Raw genomic sequence first — 12,482 nt, forward strand, 5'->3', positions numbered from 1 at the left:
GAGGTGAAACTTGGAGTGGTATGCGATACAAACATATTCTGGTAGTGAAGAATCAGTTGCTAATGCAATAAGGAATCTTATTGAGCAGAATCAAATGCAAGATAGATTTGCTGAAGTGGTTGTGCCTACAGAGCCTATTATTGAGGCGAAGAAGAAAGTTGTAAATAGAAGTCTTTATCCCGGCTATGTCTTTATAAGGGTTGATTTAGACACAAAACTTTGGCATATGATTCAATCTTTACCTAGGGTTGGACGTTTTATTGGTGAAAGTAAGAAGCCCACACCGCTTAATGAAGCTGATATTGCTAAAATTTTAGAAAAGGTAAGAAATCCAAGCGCACCAAAACCAAAGATTTCTTTTGAACACGGCGAAGTTGTGCGGATTATTGATGGACCTTTTGTAAATTTTACAGGCACGGTAGAGGAATATGATTTAGAGCATAAAAAACTGAAGTTAAACGTCTCCATTTTTGGACGAAACACTCCTGTTGAAATTTTGTATTCGCAAGTAGAAAAAATCATTTAATTTGACAAAAAGGAAGGCATAATGGGTAAAAAAGTTGTTGGTGAATTAAAATTACAGATTCCAGCGGGAAAAGCGAATCCATCTCCTCCGGTAGGTCCAGCATTAGGACAAAGGGGGGTTAATATTATGGAGTTTTGCAAAGCATTTAATGAAAAAACAAAGGATATGGGTGATTTTAATATTCCTGTTGTTATTACCATCTATCAGGATAAGAGCTTTACCTTTATTACTAAAAAGCCGCCTGTAACAGATCTCATTAAAAAGGCTGCAAAAATTACAAAGGGTTCTGACAATCCTTTAAAAAATAAAGTTGGGAAGCTTACAAGTAAGCAACTTGAAGAGATCGCTCAAACCAAAATGGAAGATCTCAATGCTTCGAATATTGAGGCTGCAAAATTGATTGTAGTGGGCAGTGCAAGAAGTATGGGTGTTGAAATCCAAGATTAGAATAGATGGAGTTTGTTTATGGGTAAAAAGATAGCAAAGAGACTGCAGGCTTTACAAGCAAAGGTAGATTCTCAAAAGGTATATGATATTCAAAGTGGTGTGAGTGCGGTGAAATCTCTTGCTTCGGCAAAATTTGATGAAACTGTTGAGGTAGCATTGCGTTTAGGAGTAGATCCAAGACACGCTGATCAAATGATACGGGGGGCTGTGGTTTTGCCACACGGGACAGGCAAAAAAGTGCGTGTTGCTGTGTTTGCAAAAGGTATTAAGGCAGATGAAGCAAAAAATGCCGGAGCTGATGTCGTAGGGGCTGATGATTTGGCTGATGAGATTAAAAATGGCAATATTAATTTTGATATCGTCATAGCTACACCTGATATGATGGCTCTTGTGGGGAAAGTAGGACGTATTTTAGGACCAAAAGGTTTAATGCCAAATCCCAAAACAGGCACGGTTACAATGGATGTGGCTAAAGCTGTTTCTAATGCTAAGAGTGGGCAAGTGAACTTTAGAGTGGATAAAAAGGGTATCATTCACGCACCTATTGGAAAAGTTTCTTTTGATGAATCTAAAATACGAGATAATATGCTTGAACTTGTTCGTGCAATCAATAAGCTAAAGCCTACCTCGGCAAAAGGTAAGTATATCCGTAGCAGCACATTGTCTTTAACGATGAGTCCTGCAATTAAGCTTGATTCACAGGAATTGATGGATACAAAATAACAGATTTGTATTCTTTATCTTAGACCAAAGAGCATAGGGGCTTAGCTTAAAATTTACCCTATGTGAGGTTTTGGGCTGAAAGGAGGAGAAATGACTAAGCAAGAAAAGATTCAGGTTGTTGAATACTTAAGTGCTGAATTTAAGCAATCTTCTGCTTTGATTGTGTGCGATTATAAAGGTTTACAAGTGAGTCATCTTGAGGAACTAAGACGCACTTCAAGGGCTGTAGATGTCAAGGTGCAAGTAATCAAGAATACTTTAGCAAGCATCGCTATAAAAAATGCAGAATGTCCAGATTTAGAACTTAAGGATACAAATATCTTTCTTTGGGCAGATGATCAGATCGCTTTGTCTAAGGTGGTTTGCAAATTCGCAGAATCTCATAGCGAACATTTTAGTCTCAAAGTTGGTATATTTGATGGGCAAGTAGTTGATACGAAGCATATCGTGTCGGTTTCTAAGCTACCAAGCAAAGAAGAACTTATTGGTATGTTGTTGTCTGTATGGACAGCTCCAGCGCGATACTTTGTTACAGGGCTTGATAATTTAAGAAAACAAAAAGAAGAAAATTAACATTGCAAGGAGTGTAAAATGGCAATTTCTAAAGAAGAAGTATTGGAATACATCGGGAATCTTTCAGTATTAGAGCTTTCAGAGCTTGTAAAGGCTTTTGAAGAGAAATTTGGTGTAAGTGCTGCACCAACAGTTGTAGCTGGTGCAGCAGCTGGCGGAGGTGCAGCAGCTGGCGGAGCAGAAGAGAAGACAGAATTTAATATCGTGCTTGTTGATGCAGGTGCAAATAAAATCAATGTCATCAAAGCAGTGCGTGAAATTACAGGCTTAGGTCTTAAAGAAGCAAAAGACGCCACAGAGCAAACTCCAAGCACACTTAAGGAAGGTGTGAATAAAGAAGATGCTGAAAACTTTAAGAAAAAACTTGAAGAGGCAGGAGCAAAAGTCGAAATTAAATAGGTTTGACATTCACTTCATATACAATTGCTAAATCTTAGATACTAAGGTTTGGCTTTTTGCATTTAATAGAATATTGTAAAAATACTTTATAATTATAGGTCTTTTTAGAGTATTTTGCTCTTTTTCATAATCTAATAGAATAAGAAGGACACAACACATGGCAAACTTCACAAAACTGAAAAATAGACTCCGCGCTGATTTTACTAAAAATCCTCAAAATATCGAAGTCCCTAATCTTTTATTGCTCCAAAGAGATAGCTATGATGATTTCCTTTCTATCGAGGGAGAGGGAGAATCTGGTATTGAGCGGGTATTCAAGTCTGTTTTTCCCATTCAAGATAGCCAAAACCGCATTACGCTTGAATATGCAGGATGTAAATTTGGTAAGCCTAAATATACTACAAATGAGGCAATGGTTCGTGGTGTAACCTATGCTATATCACTACAAGTAAAAATTCGCCTAGTGCTTTGGGAAAAAGATGAAAAAACGGGTGAAAAGCTAGGCGTAAAAGATGTTAAAGAACAAAATATTTTTGTCCGCGATATTCCTCTTATGACAGACAGAACAAGCTTTATTATTAATGGCGTTGAACGCGTCGTGGTCAATCAACTCCATCGTAGCCCGGGAGTGATTTTCAAAGAAGAGGAATCTAATACTTCATCAAATAAACTCATCTACACAGGGCAGATTATCCCCGATAGAGGCTCTTGGCTATATTTTGAGTATGATTCTAAAGATGTGCTTTATGCACGTATCAATAAGCGTAGAAAAGTGCCTGTAACTATTATTTTGCGTGCAATGGGGTATAGCAAACAAGATATTCTTAAGATTTTTTACCCCTTGCAGAAAGTAACATATAAAAAAGGTAAATATCTTATCCCCTTTGATATTGATAGTATAGGCAATCGTGCAGAATTTGATATTAAAGATGCAAAAGGGAATCTTTTGGTAGCTTCGGGCAAGCGTCTATCTGCTAAAAAAATCAAGGAGCTTAAAGAGGCAAGAATCGATCTTATTGAATATCCCCTTGAGAGTTTGACAAATAAGTTCCTTGCTCAACCTATTTTAAACTTGCAAGGTGAAGTGCTTTTTGACACTCTCACACAGCTTGATGAGAGTAAGCTAAAAAAACTCCTTGAGTTAAAAATCAATGAGTTTGTGATAGCCAATGATAGTGCTGCAGGTGTGGATAGCTCTATTATTAACTCATTTATTGCTGATGCAGAATCTTTAAAAATGCTCCGTCAAAGCGAAAAGATTGATGATGAGAATGAATTAGCTGCTATTAGAATCTATAAAGTAATGCGTCCGGGTGAGCCTGTAACAAAAGAGGTGGCAAAGAACTTTATGCGTCAGCTTTTCTTCGATTCTGAACGTTATGATTTGACACGTGTAGGACGTATGAAAATGAATCATAAACTGCAAATTAACGTGCCTGATTATGTTACTGTGCTCACACACGAGGATATTATTAAGACAATTCGGTATCTTTTGAAAGTTAAGAATGGCTTGGGTAAGATTGATGATAGAGATCATTTAGGTAACCGTAGAATCCGTTCAAGTGGTGAGCTTTTGGCTAATGAACTTCACGCAGGGCTTGTAAAAATGCAAAAAGCTATACGTGATAAGCTTACTTCACTAAGTGGAGCGTTTGATACGATTATGCCTCACGATTTGGTCAATGGCAAGATGATTACTAGCACGATTATGGAATTTTTCACCGGTGGGCAGCTTTCACAATTTATGGATCAAACTAACCCTCTTTCGGAAATTACACATAAACGAAGACTTTCGGCTCTTGGAGAGGGTGGGCTTGTAAAAGATAGAGTAGGTTTTGAGGCAAGAGATGTGCATCCTACACATTATGGTAGAATCTGCCCTATTGAAACACCAGAAGGGCAAAATATTGGTTTGATTAATACACTTTCTACCTATACGCGCGTAAATGACTTAGGTTTTATTGAAGCACCTTATAAAAGAGTAGAAAATGGCGTAGTAACAAATGAAATTGTTTATCTTACTGCTGCACAAGAAGAGGGTATAGTGATTGCTCCAGCTAGCACAAAGGTAGATAAAAATGGGCATATTGTTGAAGATTTGATTGATGCACGCAAAGATGGAGAGATTATTTTAAGTGAGAAATCACGTATTCAACTTATTGACTTAAGCCCTCGTATGCTCGTAGGTGTGGCTGCTTCTCTCATTCCATTTCTCGAGCACGATGACGCAAACCGTGCGCTTATGGGTTCAAATATGCAGCGACAAGCTGTCCCATTGCTTAAACCTGATGCACCTGTGGTAGGAACAGGTATCGAGCAAATCATTGCACGTGATGCTTGGGAGGCTGTTAAAGCTACTCGCAGTGGTGTAGTAGAAAGAGTGGATTCTAAAAATATCTATATACTTGGTGAAGATGACAATGGAGCATATATTGATCATTATCATTTGGGTAAAAATCTCCGTACCAATCAAAATACCTGCTTTTCACAGCAGCCTATTGTGCAAGTAGGAGATAAGGTAGAAGCAGGGCAAATTATTGCTGATGGTGCAAGTATGGATAATGGTGAGCTGGCATTGGGAAAAAATATCCGTGTCGCCTTTATGCCATGGAATGGTTACAACTTCGAAGATGCGATTGTCGTAAGTGAAAAACTTATCAAAGAAGATGCCTTTACATCAATTCATATTTATGAAAAGGAAATTGAAGCACGGGAGCTTAAGCACGGACTTGAGGAAATTACAGCTGATATTCCAGGCACTAAAGAATCAGAAACAGCGCATCTTGATGAAAGTGGGATTGTGCGAATAGGCACATATGTAAGTGCGGGTATGATACTTGTAGGAAAAGTTTCTCCTAAGGGTGAAGTGAAACCTACTCCTGAAGAAAGGCTTTTGCGTGCTATCTTTGGTGAAAAAGCCGGACATGTGGTAAATAAATCACTTTATTGCCCACCTTCTCTTGAGGGAACGGTGGTTGATGTGAAGATATTCACAAAAAAAGGTTATGAGAAAGATGCACGTGCCATAAGCGCGCACGATGAGGAAAGACGTGTGCTTGATATTGAGCATCACGATCGTTTAACGATGATTCAACAAGAAGAAGCCTTAAGAATCTCTCTTATGCTATCTAAAGAAAAACTCGCAAGTGATGCTAAAGTGGCTAATAAAGTCTTCAAAAAAGGCACACAGATTTCCAAGGAAGAGTTAGCTACGTTTAATCCTTTCACTTTAAGTATTCTTCTCAAGAGTTATTCTAAGGCTGTGCAAACACGATATGAGCAAATTAAAAGAAACTTCTTAGAGCAGAAAAAAACTTTAGGTGAAGAACACGAGGAGAAGCTTTCTATTTTAGAAAAAGATGATATTTTGCCAAGTGGTGTAGTAAAACTTGTAAAAATTTATATTGCCACAAAACGCAAGCTCAAAGTGGGTGATAAAATGGCAGGACGTCACGGAAATAAGGGTATTGTATCTAATATTGTGCCTATGGTAGATATGCCTTATACTGCTGATGGTGAGCCTGTGGATATTGTATTGAATCCTCTTGGTGTGCCAAGTCGTATGAATATTGGGCAGATTCTTGAGGTGCATTTGGGATTGGTAGGAAAGAATCTTGGACAGCAGATTCAAGAGATTTTTCAATCTCAATCAAAACAATGGATAAACGCATTACGTTCAAAGATGATTGAAATTGCTCAGGTAGTTAATTCCAATGATAAGACAATGGTTTCATTCTTAGAAAGTATGAGTGATGAAGATTTGATGAGCTATGCACGGGATTGGAGTAATGGTGTGAAGTTTGCTATTCCTGTATTTGAGGGCATAGAGCAGGAGAAATTTGATAAACTTTTTGCGTTAGCAAAGATTGATACTGATGGTAAAACAGAGCTTTATGATGGCAAAACCGGCGAAAAAATGCGCGAAAGAGTGAATGTGGGTTATATGTATATGCTCAAACTTCATCACTTGGTTGATGAAAAGGTCCATGCAAGAAGTACAGGTCCTTACTCTTTGGTTACGCAACAACCTGTGGGTGGAAAGGCTCTCTTTGGTGGGCAGCGTTTTGGAGAGATGGAAGTATGGGCATTAGAAGCTTATGGTGCGGCTCATACACTAAAAGAAATGCTCACTATTAAATCTGATGATACAGAAGGGCGAAGAGGTGCGTATAAAGCTATCACAAAGGGTGAGCACGTAGGGGAATCTGAAATCCCTGAAACATTTTATGTTTTGACAAAAGAGCTTCAGTCGCTTGCCCTTGATGTTAATATCTATGGTGAAGAAAAAGACGAAAATGGTGCTGCTCTGCCTATTGTGATTAAAGAAGATGAACGCCCTAAGGATTTTAGTTCATTTCAGCTAGTTCTGGCAAGTCCAGAGAAGATTCTCTCTTGGAGTCATGGAGAGGTAAAAAAACCTGAAACAATTAATTATCGCACATTAAAACCAGAGCGAGATGGCTTATTCTGCACGAAAATCTTTGGTCCTGTGCGTGATTATGAATGTTTATGTGGTAAATATAAAAAAATGCGCTATAAGGGTATAGTGTGTGAAAAATGTGGTGTGGAAGTTACGCGTGCGAAAGTGCGCCGCTCAAGAATGGGGCATATAGAGCTTGTTGCTCCTGTGGCGCATATTTGGTATGTGAGTTCATTGCCTAGTCGTATTGGCACTTTGCTTGGTGTGAAGATGAAAGATTTAGAGCGAGTATTGTATTATGAAGCATATATTGTAAAGACACCCGGCGAGGCATTCTATGATAATGAAGGCACAAAACCTATTTTAAAATATGATGTACTTAATGAAGAGCAATTCCAAAGCATTAATCAGCGATTTGAACATACTGGATTTGTCGCACAAATGGGTGGAGAGGCGATTAAGGAGCTACTTGAAGAATTAGACTTAATGGTGCTTCTCAGTGCATTGCGTGAGGAGATTAATCTCACTAATTCTGAAGCAAAGAAAAAGACGATTGTTAAGCGTTTGAAAGTAGTTGAAAGCTTTATCAATTCAGGTAATCGTCCAGAGTGGATGATGCTCACCATTCTGCCTGTGCTTCCACCGGATTTACGTCCTTTGGTGGCACTTGATGGTGGAAAATTTGCCGTAAGCGATGTGAATGATCTTTATCGCCGAGTAATTAATCGTAACCAACGCTTAAAACGTCTTATTGAGCTTGATTCGCCAGAAATTATTGTGCGCAACGAAAAAAGAATGCTTCAAGAAGCGGTTGATGCGCTTTTTGATAATGGAAGAAATGCTAATGCTGTAAAAGGTGCAAATAAGCGTCCCCTAAAATCCCTTTCTGAAATTATCAAAGGCAAGCAAGGACGCTTTAGACAGAACTTGCTCGGTAAGCGTGTGGATTTCTCTGGACGTAGCGTGATTGTGGTAGGACCAAACTTAAAAATGGATCAATGTGGATTGCCTAAAAATATGGCTTTAGAGTTATTTAAGCCGCATTTATTTGCTAAGTTAGAAGAGAAGGGCTATGCGACTACACTTAAACAAGCTGTGAAAATGGTAAGTCAGAAGACAAATGAAGTATGGGAATGTTTGCAAGAAATTGTTGATGGCTATCCTGTGTTGCTTAATCGTGCGCCAACCTTGCATAAGCAATCCATTCAGGCATTCCACCCAAAACTTATTGATGGCAAGGCGATCCAGTTACATCCACTTGTGTGCTCTGCGTTTAATGCAGACTTTGATGGTGACCAAATGGCAGTTCATGTGCCGCTTTCTCAAGAGGCTATTGCAGAATGTAAGGTGCTTATGTTAAGCTCTATGAATATTTTGCTACCTGCTAGTGGTAAAGCTGTGGCAGTGCCAAGCCAAGATATGGTTTTGGGCTTGTATTATCTCTCCTTAGAAAAGAAAGGTGTAAAAGGGGAACATAAAGTTTTTGCAAGTATTGATGAAATCTTTATGGCTATTGAGATGGGTGAGCTTGATATCAATGCGCGTATTAAAACTGTGCATAAACGCCGTGTGATTGACACAACGGCTGGGCGTATGATTCTAAGTTCTATCTTACCTGATTTTGTGCCACTTAGTCTTTGGAATCAGACAATGAAGAAAAAAGATATAGGTATATTGATTGATTATGTATATAAAGAAGGGGGCTTGGGTATTACGGCAACTTTTCTTGATAATCTTAAGAATCTTGGCTTTAGATACGCGACAAAAGCAGGTATTTCTATTTCTGCAGCGGATATTATTATTCCTCACGATAAAGCAAAAATGATAGATGATGCCAAAAAAGAGATTAAGCGCATACAGGGCGAGTTTGAGCAAGGACTTCTTACTGCACAAGAGCGATATAATAAGAGTATTGATATTTGGACAGAAACGAGCGAAAAAATGGGTAAATTGATGATGGAGAAAGTTAAAAATGATAAAGAAGGCTTTAACTCTATCTATATGATGGCAGATTCTGGTGCGAGAGGTAGTGAGGCACAGATTCGCCAACTTTCGGCGATGAGAGGGCTAATGGCAAAACCTGATGGCACGATTATTGAAACACCTATTACCTCAAATTTTAAAGAGGGTTTGAATGTGCTAGAGTATTTTAACTCAACGCACGGTGCGAGAAAAGGTCTAGCTGATACTGCCTTAAAAACTGCTAATGCTGGTTATCTTACAAGAAAGCTTATTGATGTGAGCCAAAATATGAAAGTTACTATTGAGGATTGTGGCACGCACGAGGGCGTTGAGATTACGGATATTACGGTGGGTAGCGATATGATTGAACCACTTGAAGAGCGTGTTGTGGGACGTGTGCTAGCACGTGATATTATCGATCCTATTGCTAATGAGATTCTGCTTAGTGAAGGTGTATTAATCGATAATGCGATGGCAAGACGTATTAAAGAGGCAAATGTTAAGTCTGTGATGATACGCACCCCTGTAACCTGTAAGGCTCCTAAGGGTGTGTGTGCGAAATGTTATGGATTGAATCTTGGCGAATCTAAAATGGTAAAACCCGGTGAGGCAGTAGGGGTGCTTGCCGCACAAAGTATCGGTGAACCCGGCACACAGCTGACATTAAGAACATTCCACGTTGGTGGAACAGCAAGTAGAAGCACAGAAGAGAAGCAAATCGTAGCTAAGAAAGAGGGCTTTATCCGCTATCATAATATCCGCACTTACACTAATAGTAAGGGGCAAAAGATTGTGGCAAATCGCAGAAATGCGGCGATTTTGGTTGTTGAACCACGTATTAAAGCGGAATTTGATGGAGAAATTCGAGTAGAGAGTGTTCATGATGAAGTGCATATTACTATTGTGGGTGATAAAAAACATTCTGTTACGCATCGCTTAAGAAAAGATGAAGTAGCCAAACAAAATGAACTTGCCGGTGTAGCAGGGAAGATTGAGGGTAAATTGCTTGTGCCGCACGAGAGTGGCTATAAGGTCAAAGCGGGCGGCAGTGTAGTTGATATTATTATGGATAGCTGGAATGTGCCTACACGGATTCCTTATGGAAGTGAATTGAAAGTGGAGGATAATGCACCCATTTCCCAAAAAATTACTGCTAAAGAAAAAGGTGTTGTGAAATTTTATACACTTCGCTCTGATACGCTTGAACGTAATCACAATGTCAAGGCAGGTATGGTTGTGAATGAAAAAGGTATGTTTGCCGTTATTGCAGACCAAAATGATAGAGAGGCAATCCGCCATTATATTGCGCGAACCTCTAAGATTCTTGTTGATGACAATAGCGAAGTGGATATCAATACATTGATTTCTGAACCTACTTCAAGTGAGCAGATTGTGGTGGCTGAATGGGATGCTTATAGTGAGCCAATTATTGCCGACCAAGCAGGTGTAGTATCTTTTAGGGATGTGGTTGCAGGGCTAACTGTAAGCGAGCAAGAAGACGAAAATACGCACCAAAAGAATTTTGTTATTAATGAATATGTGCCCGCAGGCTACAAGCCGATGATTGTTGTAACGACAAAAGAAGGTAAGGAAATGGCTTATCGCTTAGAATCTCGTACTTCTATTGCTGTTAATGATGGAGATAAGGTTGAAGTGGCAGATATTATCGCTAAAGTACCCAAGGCATTAGCAAAATCTAAGGATATTACAGGTGGTCTTCCGCGTGTAACGGAATTGTTTGAGGCAAGGAAACCAAAAGATACCGCTATTCTTTCTGAACTTGATGGAACAGTGAGCTTTGGCAAGCCTATGCGAGGTAAGGAGCGTATTATTATTACATCAGCTGATGGACGAGTGGCAGAATACTTGGTAGATAAGAATAAAAAGATTCTTGTACATGAACAGGAGTTTATCCACGCCGGAGAAGCGATGACAGATGGTGTTGTCTCAAGCCACGATATTTTACGCATTAGTGGGGAGAAAGAACTTCACAAGTATATTGTGAGTGAAGTGCAGCAGGTATATCGCCGACAGGGTGTAAGTATTGCCGATAAGCATATAGAAATCATTGTGTCTCAAATGCTCCGCCAAGTGAAGATTGTTGATAGTGGCAATACAAAGTTTATTGCAGGTGATTTAGTAAGCAAGCGACATTTTAAAGAGGAAAATGAGAGAATCTTACGTATGGGTGGAGAGCCAGCGATAGCTGAACCTGTCCTTCTTGGTATTACTCGTGCGGCTATTGGAAGTGATTCTATTATTTCAGCGGCTTCATTCCAAGAAACAACAAAAGTGCTTACAGAGGCAAGTATCGCAGCTAAAAAAGATACACTTGATGACTTAAAAGAAAATGTTGTGCTTGGACGTATGATACCTGTGGGAACAGGCTTGTATAAAAATAAAAAGTTCTCTTATAAAGGCGACGAGCAAGAATACTATTGTGATAGTGAGGAAGAATAGGCATTTTTTGCCTATTCTCTAAGAGAAATAAAAGTTTTCATTGGGTAAAATCCCGCATTTTTTATTTTCTAAAATTTACATAAAGGAAAGTCAGTGCCAACCATAAATCAATTAATTAGAAAAGAGCGCAAGAAAGTTATCCGTAAGACAAAGTCCCCTGCGTTACTAGAGTGTCCGCAAAGAAGGGGTGTATGCACACGTGTTTATACGACAACACCTAAAAAGCCAAACTCGGCTTTAAGAAAGGTGGCTAAAGTAAAGCTTACTTCGAAAGTAGAGGTGATTAGCTATATTCCGGGAGAAGGGCATAATTTGCAAGAGCACTCCATTGTACTTGTGCGTGGCGGACGTGTAAAAGACTTACCCGGTGTGAAGTATCATATTATACGTGGGGCATTAGATACTGCAGGTGTGGCTAAACGAAGTGTTTCACGTAGTAAATATGGTGCAAAAAAAGCAAAAGCCGGTGGCGATAAAAAATAACTAAGGAGAAGAGATGAGACGAAGAAAAGCTCCTGTGAGAGAGATTTTAGGGGACCCAATTTATAACAACAAGGTAGTAACAAAATTCATTAACAAAATGATGTTTGATGGCAAGAAAAGTGTAAGTGAAAAAATCATTTATGCAGCATTTGATAGGATCGAGGAAAAAAGCGGTGAAAAGGGCATAGAGGTATTTGAAAAAGCGCTTGAGCGCGTCAAACCTCTTGTAGAGGTAAGAAGCCGCCGTGTAGGTGGAGCGACTTATCAGGTACCTGTTGAAGTAAGACCCGCTCGTCAGCAATCTCTTTCTATCAGGTGGTTGCTTGAGGCGACACGTAAAAGAAATGAGCGCACAATGGTAGAGCGTTTAGCAAGTGAGCTAGTAGATGCTGCAAATGAAAGAGGAGCAGCTTTTAAGAAAAAAGAAGATGTGCACAAAATGGCTGAAGCTAACAAGGCATTTGCACATTATCGTTGGTAAGGAAGGAT

At 39.2% G+C, this 12,482-nt stretch carries 8 protein-coding genes; all 8 read left to right on the forward strand.

Annotation, left to right across the window (positions count from 1 at the left end; translation table 11 throughout):
- Positions 1 to 10 precede the first annotated feature (10 nt).
- The 8 genes from nusG to rpsG all read left to right on the forward strand — a co-directional run bounded on the left by nusG (position 11) and on the right by rpsG (position 12,474).
- The gene (nusG, locus tag QZ289_RS03335) at positions 11 to 526 is read left to right on the forward strand and encodes a transcription termination/antitermination protein NusG (RefSeq protein ID WP_295699165.1); all 516 of its coding nucleotides are present in this window, start codon (positions 11 to 13) and stop codon (positions 524 to 526) included.
- A 21-nt stretch (positions 527 to 547) separates the two neighbouring features.
- A complete protein-coding gene (gene rplK, locus QZ289_RS03340) occupies positions 548 to 973 on the forward strand; it encodes a 50S ribosomal protein L11 (protein ID WP_295699167.1) in 426 nt (141 codons plus the stop codon).
- An 18-nt stretch (positions 974 to 991) separates the two neighbouring features.
- Positions 992 to 1,696 carry a 50S ribosomal protein L1 gene (gene rplA, locus QZ289_RS03345; protein WP_295699169.1) on the forward strand — a complete coding sequence of 235 codons (705 nt, stop codon included), beginning with the start codon at positions 992 to 994 and terminating at the stop codon, positions 1,694 to 1,696.
- Between the two features lie 90 nt (positions 1,697 to 1,786).
- A complete protein-coding gene (rplJ, locus tag QZ289_RS03350; RefSeq protein ID WP_295699171.1) occupies positions 1,787 to 2,269 on the forward strand; it encodes a 50S ribosomal protein L10 in 483 nt (160 codons plus the stop codon).
- 18 nt (positions 2,270 to 2,287) lie between these two features.
- Positions 2,288 to 2,668, forward strand: a complete 381-nt coding sequence (gene rplL, locus QZ289_RS03355; RefSeq protein WP_295699173.1) for a 50S ribosomal protein L7/L12 — start codon at positions 2,288 to 2,290, stop codon at positions 2,666 to 2,668.
- Between the two features lie 157 nt (positions 2,669 to 2,825).
- Positions 2,826 to 11,510 (forward strand): DNA-directed RNA polymerase subunit beta/beta', encoded by an 8,685-nt coding sequence (locus tag QZ289_RS03360; RefSeq protein ID WP_295699176.1) that lies wholly within the window; start codon positions 2,826 to 2,828, stop codon positions 11,508 to 11,510.
- A 93-nt stretch (positions 11,511 to 11,603) separates the two neighbouring features.
- On the forward strand, positions 11,604 to 11,993 hold the full coding sequence (gene rpsL, locus QZ289_RS03365) for a 30S ribosomal protein S12 (protein ID WP_002955409.1): 390 nt from the start codon (positions 11,604 to 11,606) through the stop codon (positions 11,991 to 11,993).
- Between the two features lie 13 nt (positions 11,994 to 12,006).
- Positions 12,007 to 12,474 (forward strand): 30S ribosomal protein S7, encoded by a 468-nt coding sequence (gene rpsG, locus QZ289_RS03370; RefSeq protein ID WP_295699182.1) that lies wholly within the window; start codon positions 12,007 to 12,009, stop codon positions 12,472 to 12,474.
- Positions 12,475 to 12,482 lie beyond the last annotated feature (8 nt).

Source organism: uncultured Helicobacter sp., assembly GCF_910577135.1.
GTDB classification, from domain to species: Bacteria; Campylobacterota; Campylobacteria; order Campylobacterales; family Helicobacteraceae; genus Helicobacter_C; species Helicobacter_C mastomyrinus.